Below are 15,333 nucleotides of genomic sequence, written 5' to 3'. Positions count from 1 at the left end.
ATTGCCCCCTGTGGGAGCGGGCTTGCTCGCGAATGCAGTGTGTCAGTCAATATTGATGTCGACTGACACACTGCATTCGCGAGCAAGCCCGCTCCCACAAGGGTACGTGTGTTAACGAACGGCGAGGATCGGGCTGCCCAAACGCTCCAGCAAAGTCGCCTGCGCGCTGCGCGGGTTCTGGTTGCCGGTCGGCGTGTTGCGGATGTAACGACCGTCCGCCTGCAGGCTCCAGCTGTGAGTGTTATCGGTGAGATACAGCTCCAGCTCTTTCTTGACCCGCATGATCAGCTTCTTGCCCTCGACCGGGAAGCAAGTCTCGACGCGCTTGTCGAGGTTGCGCTCCATCCAGTCGGCGCTGGACAGGAACATCTGCTCTTCGCCGCCATTGAGGAAGTAGAAGACCCGGGTGTGCTCCAGGAAACGCCCGATGATCGAGCGCACGTGGATGTTGTGGGAAACCCCGGCAATGCCCGGACGCAGGCAGCACATGCCGCGCACCACCAGATCGATACGCACCCCGGACTGACTGGCCTTGTACAGTGCGCGGATGATCTTCGGATCGGTCAGCGAGTTGAACTTGGCGATGATGTGCGCCGGTTTGCCGTCCAGGGCGAACTGGGTCTCCCGGGCAATCATGTCGAGCATGCCCTTCTTCAACGTGAACGGCGCGTGCAGCAGCTTCTTCATGCGCAGGGTTTTACCCATGCCGATCAGCTGGCTGAACAGTTTGCCGACGTCTTCGCACAAGGCGTCATCCGAGGTCAGCAAACTGTAGTCGGTGTACAGACGGGCGTTGGCCGCGTGGTAGTTGCCGGTCCCCAAGTGGGCGTAACGGACAATCTCGCCCGCCTCGCGACGCAAGATCAGCATCATTTTGGCGTGGGTCTTGAAGCCGACCACGCCGTAAATCACCACCGCACCGGCCGCTTGCAGACGGCTGGCCAGTTGCAGGTTGGACTCTTCGTCGAACCGCGCACGCAATTCGATCACCGCAGTGACTTCCTTACCGTTACGCGCCGCATCGACCAACGCATCAACGATTTCCGAGTTGGCGCCGGAGCGGTACAGAGTCTGACGAACCGCCAATACATGCGGGTCCTTGGCCGCCTGGCGCAGCAGGTCGACCACCGGGGTGAAGGACTCGAACGGGTGCAGCAGCAGAATGTCCTGCTTGCTGATCACGCTGAAGATGTTCTCGCTGTTTTGCAGCAGTTTCGGGATCTGCGGGGTGAACGGCGTGTATTGCAGCGCTCGCTGACTGTCCAGACCAGTAATGCTGAACAGGCGGGTCAGGTTGACCGGACCGTTGACCTGGTACAGCTCGGTCTCGTGCAGGTTGAACTGCTTGAGCAAGTAGTCGGACAAATGTTTCGGACACGTGTCGGCGACTTCCAGACGCACCGCGTCACCGTAGCGACGGGAGAACAACTCGCCGCGCAGGGCGCGGGCCAGGTCTTCCACATCTTCGGTGTCGACGGCGAGGTCGGCGTTTCGGGTCAGGCGGAATTGGTAGCAGCCCTTGACCTTCATGCCCTGGAACAGGTCATCGGCGTGCGCATGGATCATCGACGACAGGAACACGTAATTGTCGCCAGCGCCGCCCACTTCTTCCGGCAACTTGATGACGCGCGGCAGCAAACGTGGCGCCGGGATGATCGCCAGACCGGAATCGCGGCCGAAGGCGTCGATACCTTCGAGCTCGACGATGAAGTTCAGGCTCTTGTTCACCAGCAACGGGAACGGGTGCGTCGGGTCGAGGCCGATCGGGGTAATGATCGGCGCGATCTCGTCGCGGAAATAGCGGCGCACCCAGGTTTTGATCTTAGTGGTCCAGTGACGCCGGCGGATGAAGCGGACCTGATGTTTCTCCAGTTCCGGCAACAGAATGTCGTTGAGGATCGCGTACTGGCGGTCGACGTGACCGTGTACCAATTCGCTGATGCGGGCCAGGGCCTGATGCGGTTGCAAGCCATCGGCGCCGGCCTGTTCGCGGGCGAAGGTGATCTGTTTCTTCAGGCCGGCCACCCGAATCTCGAAGAACTCGTCCAGGTTGCTGGAGAAGATCAGCAGAAACTTCAGCCGCTCCAGCAACGGGTAGGACTCATCCAGCGCCTGCTCCAGCACGCGGATGTTGAACTGCAGTTGCGAGAGCTCGCGATGGATGTACAGGCTGCTGTCATCCAGGCCGGGAATGGCAATCGCTGGCGCCGCTATTACGGGCTCGGCCACCACCGCAGGTGGAGCAGGCTCCAGTTCCGGCGGGGTTTCGGCGATTTGCTCCATCACAGGTTGAGCATCTTTTACGGCAACTTCAGTGAGCACTTCGGTATTCATCGAATGTTCCTGGGAGGGCTATTTTTGCTCTCGTAACAATTGAGCAGCACGGACGGCAAAGTAAGTCAGGATGCCATCAGCGCCTGCACGTTTAAAAGCGGTCAGGGATTCGAGGATAACCCCTTCGCTCAACCAGCCATTCTGGATCGCCGCCATGTGCATGGCATATTCACCGCTGACCTGATAAACAAAGGTCGGCACTTTAAATTCTTCTTTGACCCGGTAGAGGATGTCCAGATACGGCATACCCGGCTTGACCATGACCATGTCCGCGCCTTCTGACAAGTCCGCCGCCACTTCGTGCAGGGCTTCGTTGCTGTTGGCCGGGTCCATTTGATAGGAGGCCTTGTTGGCCTTGCCCAGGTTCAGCGCCGAACCGACCGCATCGCGGAACGGGCCGTAATAGGCGCTGGCGTACTTCGCCGAGTAGGCCATGATCCGCACGTTGACGTGATCGGCCAGCTCCAGCGCTTCGCGGATCGCCTGGATGCGACCGTCCATCATGTCCGACGGGGCCACCACCTGAGCGCCGGCTTCGGCGTGGGACAGCGCCTGCTTGACCAGTGCGTCGACGGTGATGTCGTTCTGCACGTAACCTTCTTCGTCGAGGATACCGTCCTGGCCATGAGTGGTGAACGGGTCCAGGGCGACGTCAGTGATCACACCCAACTCCGGGAACCGGTCACGCAGGGCGCGAGTGGCGCGCTGGGCAATGCCGTTGGGGTTCCAGGCTTCGGCGGCGTCCAGAGACTTGAGCTGCGGCGGCGTCACCGGGAACAACGCCAGCGCCGGAATCCCCAGCTCGACCCACTTGGCCGCTTCTTCAAGCAACAGATCAATGGTCAGGCGCTCGACGCCTGGCATCGACGCCACCGCTTCGCGACGGTTTTCACCGTCCAGCACGAACACCGGCAGGATCAGATCGTCGACGGTCAGAATGTTTTCACGGACCAGTCGACGCGAAAAATCATCACGACGATTGCGACGCAGGCGGGTTGCTGGGAACAAACGGTTGGCGGGGGTAAAGCTCACGGCAGACTCCTGAGCCCGCGTTGGCGGGCGAGCGTGACAGTTATAAGCGGCCATTATGACGAAGACATGACAGTTGTGCTTAGCCCTGTGACACGTAGCCGCATTCCATTGTCCTTGTAGGAAATGTTCACGTCGAGACACATTTGGACACTTTCATGAATGATCACGAAGGGTTAGGCTGCGCGTTCATTTCGCCAGCATCCAGACAATGCTCCAACAATTTCTTCAGGAATTCGGCTACTTCGCCCTCTTTCTCGGCACGTTTTTCGAAGGCGAAACCATTCTGGTGCTCGCAGGCTTCCTCGCGTTCCGCGGATACATGGACCTCAAAGTGGTCATGATCGTGGCATTCCTCGGCAGTTATGCCGGCGATCAGCTGTGGTATTTCCTTGGACGCAAGCACGGCCGCAAGTTGCTGGCGCGCAAACCGCGCTGGCAATTGATGGGTGATCGGGCGCTGGAACACATCCGCAGGCACCCGGACATCTGGGTACTGAGCTTCCGCTTTGTCTATGGCCTGCGCACGGTGATGCCGGTGGCGATCGGCCTGTCGGGCTATCCGCCAGGACGTTATCTGCTGCTCAACGGGATTGGTGCCGCGATCTGGGCCGCGGCGCTGGCTGCCGCCGCCTATCACTTCGGTGCGGTACTCGAAGGCATGCTCGGCAGCGTCAAGAAGTACGAGCTGTGGGTGCTTGGTGCCCTGCTGATACTGGGCTTTTGCCTGTGGCTGCGCCGACGCTTCAAGAACGCCCGTCTGGCGAAAAAGATCTACGCCGACGAGCAGGCCTTGAAAGCTGAACAAGCCAAAACCAACGAACCTACGACGCCAGTCGAGTGAAACGGTTTCTGCAACAGTAGAGACCGAGACCACTGAGCAGGCTGTAACTCAGCAGGCCGACCCAGCCTGCCGCGCTGGCCGGCCACAGCCCAACGACCGGCGCCAGCCACACCAGCGGCACATTCGACGCCAGACGCAGCAGCTCAAGTTTCAGCGCCCACGGGCGATTCTCCAGGGCCACGCCCAACGTAAACAAACCCAGCGCCACGGCACTCCAGCCGAGCACCAGCGCGGCGGTTGGCAAATCCTGCTCCAGGTTCATCAAGTAGCTGCCCAGGGCGATGTAGACGCAGAACTGCAACACGACGTAAAGCTGCTGACGCCCGTCCAGCGGCACCTCGAATTTACGGAACTGACTCAGGTCGGGCTTGTTCATCGGGTACCTGGCCGCCACATCCGCCGGCCGCCAACCGGTGCGCATGAACCAGATGCGCAGCTTGTCCCATTTGCTTTGCGCACGCCGCGCGTCATCCCACAACTGTGCGTAGAACTGCACGTTCGCCCACAACGGATTCCAGCTCGCGAGCGGCGTGGTCACGCCGAAAATCACCGGTTCGTTATCGTCCTCTTCCTGGAACGAGCCAAATAGACGGTCCCAAATAATGAACACCCCGCCGTAGTTGCGATCCATGTAGAGAGCGTTCTGTGCATGGTGGGCCCGATGATTGGACGGCGTGACAAAGAACCACTCGAACCAGCCGAGCTTGGGAATGTGTTTGGTATGCACCCAGAATTGGTACAGCAAGTTCAGCGAGGCGACGCTGATGAACACCAGCAGCGGCACGCCGAGCACGGCCATCGGCAGATAGAAAATCCAGCTCAACAGGAAGCCGGTACTGGTCTGGCGCAGCGCCGTGGACAGGTTGTAGTCCTCACTCTGGTGATGCACCGAATGCGCCGCCCAGAGGATGTTGCGTTCGTGGCCCATGCGATGCAGCCAGTAGTAGCAGAAGTCGTAGAGGACGAAGGCGAATACCCAGACCCAGACGCTGTCGGCCGAGAGTTCGATCAGCGCCAGGTGCTTGAGGGCAAACGCATACGTCACCAGGCCGACGCCTTTGGTCAACAGCCCGGTGGTGGTCGACAGCACGCCGGTGCTCATGCTGTTGATCGCGTCCGCCACGCGATAATTGCTCACCCCGCGCCAACGGTCGGCCAGCAGTTCGACGGCAATCAGCACAAAGAAAAACGGCACCGCATACAGAATGAAGTCCATGACGCGCCCTGATCGGAATCTCGAGGACAGATCCTAGGTGTAGCCGCGATTTAACCCTATGGCAACGAGTGACAAATTAGTGGACATTTAACGCCATGAATCTGGAGAAAAGCCCATGAGCAAAAAAATTGCAGTGATCCTATCCGGCTGTGGCGTGTACGACGGCGCCGAGATCCACGAAAGCGTGATCACTCTGCTGCGTCTGGACCAACGAGGGGCTCAGGTGCAGTGTTTCGCACCGAACATTGCGCAGTTGCATGTGATCAATCACCTGACCGGCGAAGAAATGCCCGAGTCGCGCAACGTACTAGTGGAATCGGCGCGGATCGCCCGGGGCAATATCAAGGATATCCGCGAAGCGGACGTGGAAGACTTTGATGCGCTGATCGTTCCCGGCGGATTTGGTTCGGCCAAGAACCTGTCGAACTTTGCCGTCGAAGGCGCCGGATGCAGCGTTCAACCTGACGTCCTGGCGTTGACCGAAGCGTTCGCCGAGGCCGGCAAGCCGGTCGGGCTGATCTGCATCTCGCCGGCACTCGCGGCGAAGATCTATGGACCGGGCGTGACCTGCACCATCGGCAACGATGCCGATACTGCCGCCGCCATGAACAAGATGGGCGCTACCCACGCCGACTGCGCGGTAACAGACATCGTTGAAGACAAGGCGCGCAAACTGGTCAGCACCCCGGCGTACATGCTGGCGCAATCGATCAGCGAGGCAGCGTCAGGCATCAACAAACTGGTAGACCGCGTGCTAGAACTGACCCACGAAGACGACGCCTGACACCGTTCAGTGTGGGAGTGAGCCTGCTCGCGATAGCGGTCTAACCGTCGACATCAATGTTGAATGTGCCGACCCCATCGCGAGCAGGCTCGCTCCCACAGGGACCACCGTCATGCTTAAGACTTGCGCGATAACCGCGTGAGTATCCGGTCCAGCGCATTGGCAAACGCCTGCTTCTCGCGCTCGCCAAATGGCGCGGGCCCGCCGCTCATCTGCCCCTGCTCACGTAGATCGGTAAACAGGTTACGCACCGCCAACCGATCGCCCATGTTCTGCGCATCGAACTCTTTGCCCCGTGGATCCAGTGCCGCAACGCCCTTTTTCACCAGACGGTCGGCCAGCGGCACATCGCTGCAGATCACCAATTCTCCGGGGACCGCGTGTTCCACCAGGTAGTCGTCGGCGGCATCCGGACCACTCGGCACTACGATCAATTTCACCAGGGCCAATCCCGGCTTGATCTGCGGCTGTCCGGCCACCAGCACCACTTCGAACTGGCGCTTGAGGGCGAACTTCACCACCAGATCCTTGGCCGCCCGCGGGCAGGCGTCGGCATCGATCCAGACACGCATTGTGTTTTCCTCTTCCAAAAAAATCGCGAGCAGGCTCGCTCCCACAGGTTATACGCAATTCCTGTGGGAGCGAGCCTGCTCGCGATTGTGAGCGAAGCGAATGCTGTTGTTAAGAAACCTGCACCCGCCGCTTCTCAGCCAGCCGACTACGGCTATACAGCACGATGATCGCAATAATCGCCACCGCCTGCGCACTCAGCGAATACGCGTCAGCGTGGATCCCCAGCCAGTCGAAGTCAAAGAACGGCACCGGCCGGGTGCCGAAAATCCCGGCTTCCTGCAACGCCTTCACGCCATGCCCGGCAAACACCACCGACAACGCGCACAACAGACCGGCGTTGATACTGAAGAACAACGACAACGGCAATTTCGCCGAACCGCGCAGGATTACCCAGGCCAGACCCACCAACAAAACCAACGCTGTCGCACCACCCGCCAGTACCGCGTTATGGCCCGCTGGACCTGCCTGCAACCAAAGGGTCTCGTAGAACAGAATCACTTCAAACAGTTCGCGATACACCGAAAAGAACGCCAGCGTCGCAAACCCGAAACGCCCACCGCCGCCTACCAGGCTGCTCTTGATGTAATCCTGCCAGGCCGCCGCGTGACGACGATCATGCATCCACACACCGAGCCAAAGCACCATGACCGCAGCGAACAACGCCGTCGCACCTTCCAGCAATTCCCGTTGCGAACCGCTGACATCGATCACATACGCTGCCAGCGCCCAAGTCCCCAGACCGGCCAGCAGCGCCAAGCCCCAACCGACGTTGACGCTGCGCACCGCCGATTCCTGGCCGGTATTGCGCAGGAACGCGAGGATTGCCGCCAACACCAGAATCGCTTCCAGGCCTTCGCGCAACAGAATCAACAAACCGGAGAGGTAGCTCAGGGACCAACTCAAGCCATCGCTGCCCAGCAGGCCGGCGGATTCCTTCAATTTGGCCTTGGCCGCGTCCAGACGCTGCTGGACCTGAGCCACCGGCAAACCGTCCTGCAACGACTGCCGGTAAGCCATCAGCGATTTCTCAGTGTCTTTGCGCACGTTGGTATCGACGTTATCCAGAGAACTTTCGACCAGTTCGAAGCCCTCAAGATAAGCCGCCACCGACAGGTCATAGGCCTGATCGTGATCACCCGCACGATAGGCTGCGACGCTCTTGTCCAGGGTCGCGGCGGTGTAGTCGAGCAACTGTGCCGGACCACGCTTGACCTGCGGCGGTTGCGCTCGCTGCGCACGGAAGGTCGCCGCCGCTTGCGGCCCCTCGGCGATTTGCACTTCTGCGGGAGTCTGACGGGCCAGGTCGGCGATGTTGTAGGTCTTCTCGGCTTTTGCAGCAGCCGGATCGGCGCTGAAGCTGGCGATGTAGGTTGCCAGGTCCCAACGCTGACGATCGTCCAGCTGGTCGGCGAAGGCCGGCATGTCGGTGCCTTCGACACCGAGGCCCAGAGTGCTGTAGATCGCGTAGAGGCTCAGGTGATCCAGCCGCGCCGCATCACGCAGATTGGCTGGCGGCGGCGTCATGCCGACGCCCGCCGGGCCATCACCGGCGCCCGCGTCGCCGTGGCACACCGAGCATTGCTGTGCGTACAGCGGCGCACCACGGCTCGGGTCGGGGGTAATCACTGGAGCCTGACTGACTTCATAAGCCACCGCCAGCTTCGCCCCAAGTTGCCGCGCCTGACGGGCGACGTCCGCACCGTCTTTGCGAGCAGAGATTGCACTGCGCAAGTCGCTGACGCCCTGCTCCAGCTCCGCGCGTTCGGGCCTGGCCGGCAATCCGCTGATCAGGTCTTGCAGAACCCCGAGAAACTCCAATTGTTCGCGGTATTCCGACTCATCAATGACCTTGCCGGCCTGGACCGTTACCGGGTAATCGGCGCCAATGTAATCAAGCAAATGCAGCGCCTTTGGCGCGCCTTCCGCCGTTTCGGCCAGCGCGTTGAAGCTGCAAAACGCAATCACAGGCAGCACTAGCCATGACAGAAAGCGGGAGGAGGCAATCATGAACGAATCTCAAATGGAAATACGAAGTAACACATTGTTCACTCCCAATGCGTTTCACTCAAGCTTTGTTGGTATTTCCTGCACGACAGCGTGCAAAGTCAGCGTGTCTAGTCCTGAAAAACAGATCAGAAGGTGTAAACCTTATTCAGGACGGGACAGCGACAAATAAAAAAGGTGACCTGAAAAGGTCGCCTTTTTTGTGCCTGGCGGTTTTACACCACTGCTTTGCGAAGGGTCGCCATGAATGCCGCCGCACCAATGAACAGCCCGGCAAACGTGCGGTTCATGCGTCTCTGCTGCTTGGGCGTGCGCAACATCCGCAGCACCTTCGATGCCAGTCCGGTGTAACCGGCCATGACGATCAGGTCGACGCAGATCATGGTCACACCGAGGATCAGGTACTGCGCCACCAGCGGTGCATGCGGATCAATGAATTGCGGCAGCACCGCGAGCATGAACACCAACGCCTTGGGGTTGCTGACGTTCACCAGGAAACCCCGGAACACCAGCGCCAGCGGCTTGCCGATTTGCCGGACGGCCGCGTCGTCGCTCATGTCATGGGGCAGCGCACGCCATTGCTTGACCGCCAGGTAAACCAGATAGGCCACGCCAAACCATTTGATCGCGTAGAAAGCGGTGGCCGACGCCGCGAGGATTGCACCGACACCGGCGGCGACAATCGCAATCTGTAACGCCAGACCCAGTTGCAGGCCCAGGGCGTTCCAATAACCGCGCCAGAAACCGTATCGCAGACCGCTGGACATCGACGCAATGGCGCCGGCACCGGGAGACAGGCTGATCACCCAGCAGGCGGCAAAAAACGCCAGCCATGTTTGAAGCACCATCGCACACCTCGACTCAGACTCGTGACAGACGTCTAAGCTAATGCGGCTTTGGGCCGATGACTACCGATTTTTTTGCAGGACAGAGTGGACTGCCGACCAGCGTTTACAGCTGTAGGGCCTCATCGCGAGCAGGCTCGCTCCCACATGGGATTTGTGAGCGTCGAAAACCATTGTGGGAGCGAGCCTGCTCGCGATGACGATTTATCAGACAACCTCTATGCAAGAGGTAACGACTATTTTTCGAACCCATTGGACGGAAACATATCCGTGCCGCGCCAGCGTCGAACCGAGCGCTGGAAGAACAGGCTATTGGGCACTTGCACCATGGCGCTGCCGGTGCCGAGCTCTTCCGCTTCAATCAGCGTGGTGTAGAGCAGATTAATCGCAACGACCCGGCCTTTGACGCCGGGCTTGTCGGTGGTGTCCACCAACTCGACCACATCACCGATCCGAAATGGGCCGACGGTGAAGATCAGGATGGCGCACAACAGATTCGAGAGCACGCTCCACATGGCGAAGAACGCCACTGCCGCTACCGCGACAAACCCGGACAACGCGGTCCAGAGCACCGTAGCCGAAACGCCGAGGCGTTCCAGGACGAAGATCAGCGCGCTGCCCATGATCAGCCAGCGCAAACCACCACGTAGCGGCATCAGCAACTGCGGCGGTAACGGATAGCGCTCGCCCAGACGCGTCAGGCACTTGGCCACGAAGCGCTGAGCGATGTAGCCTGCCAACAAGATCAGCAGGATTTGCCCAAAGAGCCACAGGGGCTCAATCCACACGGCAGCCAATGGCAGCTTGAACGCTTCCATCAAGACAGAGCCTCCAGCTCCGCCTGCATGCTTTCAAGCAACTCCAGCGCTTCCATCCAGGCTTCTTCCAGCTCGGCTTCACGGACCTTCAGCTTGGCCTGCTCGGCCAGCAGATCACGCAAATCGTTTTTGCGCGCTGGCTCGTAAATGTCGCTGTCGCCGAGGCTGGTATCGATCTTCGCCAGTTTCTCGTGCAGCTTGCCCAGTTCGGCTTCGAGCTTGTCAGCCTCGCGCTTGTGCGGTGCCAGTTGCTGACGCAACGCGGCCGCCGCCTGGCGCTGGGCCTTCTTGTCGGTCTTGTCCGGATTGACCGGCGTATTGCTGACCGGGGCGTTGCGCTGACGGTAGTCCACCAGCCAACGGGTGTAGTCTTCCAGGTCGCCGTCGAACTCCTCGACCTTGCCGTCCGCCACCAGGTAGAAATTGTCGGTGGTACTTTTGAGCAAATGGCGATCGTGGGAGACCACCAGTACCGCGCCACTGAATTCCTGCAGGGCCATGGTCAGCGCCAGGCGCATTTCCAGGTCCAGGTGGTTGGTCGGTTCGTCGAGCAGCAACAGGTTCGGTCGCCCCCAGGCGATCAATGCCAGCGCCAGACGGGCCTTTTCGCCACCGGAGAAGTTCAGCACCGGCTCATCGATACGCGCGCCGCGGAAATCGAAACCACCGAGGAAGTCGCGCAGCGTCTGCTCGCGCTCGGTCGGCGCCAGGCGCTGCATGTGCAGCAGCGGGCTGGCCTTGGAGTCGAGTGAGTCCAGCTGATGTTGGGCGAAGTAGCCAACGACGGTGTTCTCGCCACGGGTCAGTCGGCCGGACAACGGTTCGAGTTCACCGGCAAGGTTTTTGATCAGGGTCGATTTACCGGCACCGTTCGGGCCAAGCAAACCGATCCGCGCACCGGGGGTCAGTTGCAGCTTGACCTTCTCCAGCACGGCTCGCTCGCCGTAACCCAGTCGGGCGTCGGAGAGGTCAATCAACGGGCTGGAGATTTTCACGGATTCGCGAAAAACGAAATCGAATGGCGAATCGACGTGGGCGGCGGACAGTTCTTCCATCCGCTCCAGCGCCTTGATCCGGCTCTGGGCCTGACGGGCCTTGGTGGCCTGGGCCTTGAAGCGGGCGATGTAGCTTTCCATGTGCGCACGTTGCGCCTGTTGCTTCTCGTAGGCCTGCTGTTGCTGGGCCAGACGTTCGGCGCGAGCGCGTTCGAAGGCGCTGTAACCACCGCGATACAGGGTGATCTTGCGCTGATCGACGTGGGCCACGTGATCGACCACGGCATCGAGGAAGTCCCGGTCGTGGGAAATCAGCATCAAGGTGCCGGGATAGCTTTTGAGCCATTCTTCGAGCCAGATGATGGCGTCGAGGTCCAAGTGGTTGGTCGGTTCGTCGAGCAACAACAAGTCCGAGGGGCACATCAAAGCCTGCGCCAGGTTCAGACGCATCCGCCAACCACCAGAGAAATCTCCTACCTGGCGATCCATCTGTTCATTGGTGAACCCAAGGCCGGCCAGCAGTTTTCGGGCCCGGGCATCGGCGGTGTAACCGTCGGCGCTGTCGAGTTCCGAGTGCAGGCGGGCCTGAGCGGTACCGTCATGGGCCGCTTCGGCTGCCGCGAGGTCGCGTTGCACCTCACGCAGGCGCAGGTCGCCATCGAGCACATAGTCGACCGCCACCCGATCGAGGGTGTCGATCTCCTGGCGCATGTGGGCGATGCGCCAGTCCGCCGGCAAGAAGCAATCACCCGAATCCGGGTGCAGGTCACCCAGAAGCAAGGCAAACAGGCTCGATTTGCCGGCGCCGTTGGCACCGATGAGGCCGGCTTTGTGGCCGGCGTGCAGGGTCAGCTCGGCGTCTTCTAGCAGACGTTGAGGGCCACGCTGTAAAGTCAGGTTCTGAAGTCGAATCATAATGGCGGCGGAGTCTACCAGCTTCGCTCGCAACTGGCGCGAGTAGCACTATGTCCTCTGACCTGTGGAGCTTTTCCCTTAGTACTTACGCCCGTCCCGGCGTTGAACCTGCGTGCCTGCAATTGCAGTCGGCGGGTATCAATGTGTGCTTGCTGCTCTGCGGGCTGTGGCTGGGAGAACGTGGCGTCGCCTGTAACGAACACCGATTGAAGCAACTGCGTAGCGTGGCCGAGCCGTGGGACGCAGACGTGGTGCAACCGCTGCGAGCCTTGCGGGTGAATTGGAAAGTCGTTGCCACCGACGATAGCGAACTGAATGCTTTGCGCGAGCAAGTGAAGGCACTCGAACTGGAAGCCGAGCGACATCTGTTGTTGCGACTGGAGAGAACGGCGCAAAGTTGGCCGCAGGGTGACGCGGCCGATCTAGCGGCCTGGCTGGCAGGTGTGACGGCAGGCGCCGTCCACCTGGACCGCGACGCGCTGCATCAGCTGCGCGTCGCGGCAACCGGCACTTAAGAAGCGCTGGTTGGGGTGGTTGCTGCGATCGATGCGGCGGCCGGCGTTGGCGCTGGCGGCGTTGTCGAGGTAGCTGCTGCTAAAGCAGACGTTGCCGCCGGAACCGGGTTGGCTGGCTTGGCAACTGGCGCGGCGGCCGGCTTGGCGGCAACAGGTTTTTTCACCGCGGGTTTTGCAGCCGGTTTGGCAGCGGCAGGTTTGGCTGCTGGTTTCGCTACAGCAGGTTTTGCGGCAGCAGTTTTGGCAGCCGGTTTGGCTGCAGTTTTTGCAGCTGGCTTGGCAGCTGTTTTAGTCGCGACTGATTTCGCGGCAGGCTTGGCAGCAGGTTTCGCAGCGGCAGTTCTAGCCGTTGGTTTTGCGGCCGGCTTGGCAGCTGCTTTCGCCGCTGCAGTTTTCGCCACCGCCGGTTTAGCAGCAGCGGTTCTTGCAGCCGGTTTAGCGGCAGCTGTTTTGGCAGCGGCTGGCTTGGCGGCAGGTTTGGCGGCGGCTGTTTTTGCAGCCGGTTTCGCAGCGCTGGCAGCGACTGGTTTTCTCGCCGCAGGTTTTGCTGCTGGTTTTGCTGCGGCTTTCACCGGTGCTTTGGCAGCTGGTTTGGCGGCAGGCTTGGCCGGTGCTTTTGCAGCAGCCGGTTTGGCAGCGGCTTTCTTCGCAGGAGCCGCAGCAGGCTTGGCCGAACGCAGGGACAACGCCTTGCCGACAGCCTCTTGTACACGACCGACGCCCTGGGCCAGTTTCAGGCTTTCTTGAGCATCGCGCTTGAGTTGCAGAATGTAGCTGCGAGTTTCGGATTGACGATCCTTGAGGGCATCGAGCAAGTCCTCAAGCTCCTTCACCGCGCCCTTGGCTTTGGCTTGTGCCTTGGCCTTGCCGGCCGCCGCAGCGTCCTGCAATTTGGTACGGGACTTGTGCAGTTTTTCTTGTGCTTTTCCGCGTTGCTTTTCCAGTTTGGCGAGCAGTTTTTCAGCATCAGCCAAGGCTTGGGAGCAAGCGTTTTCCAGATGCTCGAGCAAGCTGCCCGAGAGTTGTTGGAGTAAGTGCAACGGAGTATTTACAGGCTTCTTGGTGGCCGACATGGTTTACCTCCTGGCTGACGTGGGTGCGGCTCATACTAGACCTCTGCTGCTACCGCCGCTAGGGCATCTTGACAGTATCCAAAGCACGACGTTGCAACGGATTGAAATTCTTCTGCGCTTGCGCAAAACCAGTTCACCGTCGAGCGCATTCACACTGGCATAATCCCCCGCACCTCAGGTCGGAGAGTGCCCATGTCGCGCTACCTTTTTTTATCACTGTGCGTGTTTTTTTCCGTGGCCCAGGCCGCCGAAAAAACCAAAGAAAATGACACTCATGATCTCTCTTACAGCCTGGGCGCAAGTCTCGGCGAACGCCTGCGCCAGGAGGTTCCCGATCTGCAACTTCAGGCGCTGATCCAAGGCTTGCAACAAGCCTATCAAGGCAAACCCCTGGCGCTGAAAGATGAGCAGATCGAACAGATTCTTGCCGAGCACGAAGCCCAGGTCGCCTTGCAACCGAGCACGCCGCAAAGCGAAATCGCACTCGAAAAAGAGCAGGCTTTTCTCGCTGAGGAAAAAGCCAGACCGGGCGTTCGTGAGCTGGCCGATGGAATATTGCTAACGGAGTTGGCGCCAGGCACGGGTGCCAAAGCTGGCCCCAACGGCAAAGTCCAGGTGCTATATATCGGTCGCCTTCCCGACGGCACGGTGTTCGATCAGAACAGTCAGCCGCAGTGGTTCAGTCTCGACAGCGTGATCAGCGGATGGCGTAGCGCGTTGCAGCAAATGCCGGTCGGTGCGAAATGGCGCCTGGTGATTCCATCAGCCGAAGCCTATGGCGCCGAGGGTGCCGGCGACCTGATTGCGCCCTTCACACCGCTGGTATTCGAAGTCGAACTGCGCGGTGCCACAGGCTGAATACCGGAAACGAAAAACGGCGCGCATAGCGCACCGTTTTTGGAGGTCTTGCAGGAAGGGGGTTCAGGCCTGAACCGGGTCCTCTTCCTTGTGAGCGGTGTGCAGCACTTCGATCAGGCAGTCTTCCAGCTCGAAGCGCTCGTGCAACAGGCCACCCAGCTCTTTGAATTTCTCTGCCACGCATTGACCTGCATCACATAGGTCGTTGAACGCGAGCAGCTTCTCGGTGATGACGTCGATGCGAGGGTAGATGGTCTCGGCCAGCTCGAGACCGCGAGTGTCACCAAACGCTTTGGCTTCGCCGGTCAGCTGTTCGTAGATCTCGAAGTGCCCGGCAGACACGTAATCGACCAGCACGCCGCAGAATTCCTGCAACGGCTTACGGTTCTCACCCAGTGCCTCAGGCTCGGCGCCGAGAGCATCATAGGCCCGAACCAGCTCGTGACGCTCCTGCAACCAGCGATCGATCAGCAGATGCACTCCACCCCAACGTTCCTGAGCATTCTGACAACTTTCGAGCATGGTGATCT

At 60.1% G+C, this 15,333-nt stretch carries 14 protein-coding genes; 4 read left to right on the top strand and 10 right to left on the bottom strand.

Going from position 1 to position 15,333, the window contains the following annotated elements:
- Positions 1-111: 111 nt before the first annotated feature.
- Positions 112-2,334, bottom strand: coding sequence for a polyphosphate kinase 1 (gene ppk1, locus DFS28_RS01970; RefSeq protein WP_111448343.1), 2,223 nt, complete (start codon positions 2,332-2,334; stop codon positions 112-114).
- A gap of 18 nt (positions 2,335-2,352) precedes the next feature.
- The gene (gene hemB, locus DFS28_RS01965; RefSeq protein ID WP_111448342.1) at positions 2,353-3,366 is read right to left on the bottom strand and encodes a porphobilinogen synthase; all 1,014 of its coding nucleotides are present in this window, start codon (positions 3,364-3,366) and stop codon (positions 2,353-2,355) included.
- A gap of 208 nt (positions 3,367-3,574) precedes the next feature.
- Between hemB and DFS28_RS01960 the strand changes: the two genes are divergently transcribed.
- Positions 3,575-4,207 (top strand): DedA family protein, encoded by a 633-nt coding sequence (locus tag DFS28_RS01960; RefSeq protein WP_111448341.1) that lies wholly within the window; start codon positions 3,575-3,577, stop codon positions 4,205-4,207.
- Here the strand turns inward: DFS28_RS01960 and DFS28_RS01955 are convergent.
- The gene (locus DFS28_RS01955) at positions 4,188-5,423 is read right to left on the bottom strand and encodes a sterol desaturase family protein (protein WP_111448340.1); all 1,236 of its coding nucleotides are present in this window, start codon (positions 5,421-5,423) and stop codon (positions 4,188-4,190) included. The genes DFS28_RS01960 and DFS28_RS01955 overlap by 20 nt on opposite strands.
- Before the next feature lie 115 nt (positions 5,424-5,538).
- Here DFS28_RS01955 and elbB point away from each other — a divergent pair, with 115 nt between their 5' ends.
- On the top strand, positions 5,539-6,207 hold the full coding sequence (gene elbB, locus DFS28_RS01950) for an isoprenoid biosynthesis glyoxalase ElbB (RefSeq protein ID WP_111448339.1): 669 nt from the start codon (positions 5,539-5,541) through the stop codon (positions 6,205-6,207).
- Positions 6,208-6,323: 116 nt separating this feature from the next.
- Here elbB and DFS28_RS01945 read toward each other — a convergent pair whose 3' ends face one another.
- The 5 genes from DFS28_RS01945 to DFS28_RS01925 all read right to left on the bottom strand — a co-directional run bounded on the left by DFS28_RS01945 (position 6,324) and on the right by DFS28_RS01925 (position 12,357).
- Entirely contained in the window at positions 6,324-6,779 is a 456-nt protein-coding gene (locus tag DFS28_RS01945; RefSeq protein WP_008076086.1) for a YaiI/YqxD family protein, read from the bottom strand.
- Positions 6,780-6,888: 109 nt separating this feature from the next.
- Positions 6,889-8,787: an FTR1 family protein gene (locus DFS28_RS01940; RefSeq protein WP_111448338.1), complete on the bottom strand. Its 1,899-nt coding sequence runs from the start codon at positions 8,785-8,787 to the stop codon at positions 6,889-6,891.
- A gap of 212 nt (positions 8,788-8,999) precedes the next feature.
- Positions 9,000-9,632 carry a LysE family transporter gene (locus tag DFS28_RS01935; RefSeq protein ID WP_111448337.1) on the bottom strand — a complete coding sequence of 211 codons (633 nt, stop codon included), beginning with the start codon at positions 9,630-9,632 and terminating at the stop codon, positions 9,000-9,002.
- Between the two features lie 233 nt (positions 9,633-9,865).
- Positions 9,866-10,447 (bottom strand): mechanosensitive ion channel family protein, encoded by a 582-nt coding sequence (locus tag DFS28_RS01930; protein ID WP_111448336.1) that lies wholly within the window; start codon positions 10,445-10,447, stop codon positions 9,866-9,868.
- Positions 10,447-12,357: an ATP-binding cassette domain-containing protein gene (locus DFS28_RS01925; protein ID WP_046045102.1), complete on the bottom strand. Its 1,911-nt coding sequence runs from the start codon at positions 12,355-12,357 to the stop codon at positions 10,447-10,449. The genes DFS28_RS01930 and DFS28_RS01925 overlap by 1 nt, the downstream gene beginning before the upstream one ends.
- 50 nt (positions 12,358-12,407) lie before the next feature.
- Here DFS28_RS01925 and DFS28_RS01920 point away from each other — a divergent pair, with 50 nt between their 5' ends.
- Complete coding sequence (locus tag DFS28_RS01920) at positions 12,408-12,872, top strand: TIGR02444 family protein (RefSeq protein WP_111448335.1); 465 nt, start codon at positions 12,408-12,410, stop codon at positions 12,870-12,872.
- Here the strand turns inward: DFS28_RS01920 and DFS28_RS01915 are convergent.
- Positions 12,869-13,945, bottom strand: coding sequence for an AlgP family protein (locus DFS28_RS01915; protein WP_111448334.1), 1,077 nt, complete (start codon positions 13,943-13,945; stop codon positions 12,869-12,871). The two genes, DFS28_RS01920 and DFS28_RS01915, sit on opposite strands and share 4 nt — an antisense overlap.
- Before the next feature lie 192 nt (positions 13,946-14,137).
- Here DFS28_RS01915 and DFS28_RS01910 point away from each other — a divergent pair, with 192 nt between their 5' ends.
- Entirely contained in the window at positions 14,138-14,803 is a 666-nt protein-coding gene (locus DFS28_RS01910; protein ID WP_111448333.1) for an FKBP-type peptidyl-prolyl cis-trans isomerase, read from the top strand.
- Between the two features lie 63 nt (positions 14,804-14,866).
- On the opposite strand, the gene rsd is transcribed toward DFS28_RS01910, so the two are convergent.
- Positions 14,867-15,325: a sigma D regulator gene (gene rsd, locus DFS28_RS01905; RefSeq protein ID WP_111448332.1), complete on the bottom strand. Its 459-nt coding sequence runs from the start codon at positions 15,323-15,325 to the stop codon at positions 14,867-14,869.
- Positions 15,326-15,333: the final 8 nt, after the last annotated feature.

The organism is Pseudomonas sp. 478, assembly GCF_003254125.1.
Taxonomy (GTDB): domain Bacteria; phylum Pseudomonadota; class Gammaproteobacteria; order Pseudomonadales; family Pseudomonadaceae; genus Aquipseudomonas.
Note: the sequence above shows the minus strand (reverse complement) of the source record. Positions and strands in the feature narration are given on the sequence as shown.

What these genes read in the sequence shown, in the direction of transcription:
- ppk1 (WP_111448343.1), bottom strand. Translation starts at nt 2,334, where the DNA reads ATGAATACCGAAGTGCTCACTGAAGTTGCCGTAAAAGATGCTCAACCT.
- DFS28_RS01960 (WP_111448341.1), top strand. Translation starts at nt 3,575, where the DNA reads ATGCTCCAACAATTTCTTCAGGAATTCGGCTACTTCGCCCTCTTTCTC.
- DFS28_RS01955 (WP_111448340.1), bottom strand. Translation starts at nt 5,423, where the DNA reads ATGGACTTCATTCTGTATGCGGTGCCGTTTTTCTTTGTGCTGATTGCC.
- elbB (WP_111448339.1), top strand. Translation starts at nt 5,539, where the DNA reads ATGAGCAAAAAAATTGCAGTGATCCTATCCGGCTGTGGCGTGTACGAC.
- DFS28_RS01945 (WP_008076086.1), bottom strand. Translation starts at nt 6,779, where the DNA reads ATGCGTGTCTGGATCGATGCCGACGCCTGCCCGCGGGCGGCCAAGGAT.
- DFS28_RS01940 (WP_111448338.1), bottom strand. Translation starts at nt 8,787, where the DNA reads ATGATTGCCTCCTCCCGCTTTCTGTCATGGCTAGTGCTGCCTGTGATT.
- DFS28_RS01935 (WP_111448337.1), bottom strand. Translation starts at nt 9,632, where the DNA reads ATGGTGCTTCAAACATGGCTGGCGTTTTTTGCCGCCTGCTGGGTGATC.
- DFS28_RS01930 (WP_111448336.1), bottom strand. Translation starts at nt 10,447, where the DNA reads ATGGAAGCGTTCAAGCTGCCATTGGCTGCCGTGTGGATTGAGCCCCTG.
- DFS28_RS01925 (WP_046045102.1), bottom strand. Translation starts at nt 12,357, where the DNA reads ATGATTCGACTTCAGAACCTGACTTTACAGCGTGGCCCTCAACGTCTG.
- DFS28_RS01920 (WP_111448335.1), top strand. Translation starts at nt 12,408, where the DNA reads ATGTCCTCTGACCTGTGGAGCTTTTCCCTTAGTACTTACGCCCGTCCC.
- DFS28_RS01915 (WP_111448334.1), bottom strand. Translation starts at nt 13,945, where the DNA reads ATGTCGGCCACCAAGAAGCCTGTAAATACTCCGTTGCACTTACTCCAA.
- DFS28_RS01910 (WP_111448333.1), top strand. Translation starts at nt 14,138, where the DNA reads ATGTCGCGCTACCTTTTTTTATCACTGTGCGTGTTTTTTTCCGTGGCC.
- rsd (WP_111448332.1), bottom strand. Translation starts at nt 15,325, where the DNA reads ATGCTCGAAAGTTGTCAGAATGCTCAGGAACGTTGGGGTGGAGTGCAT.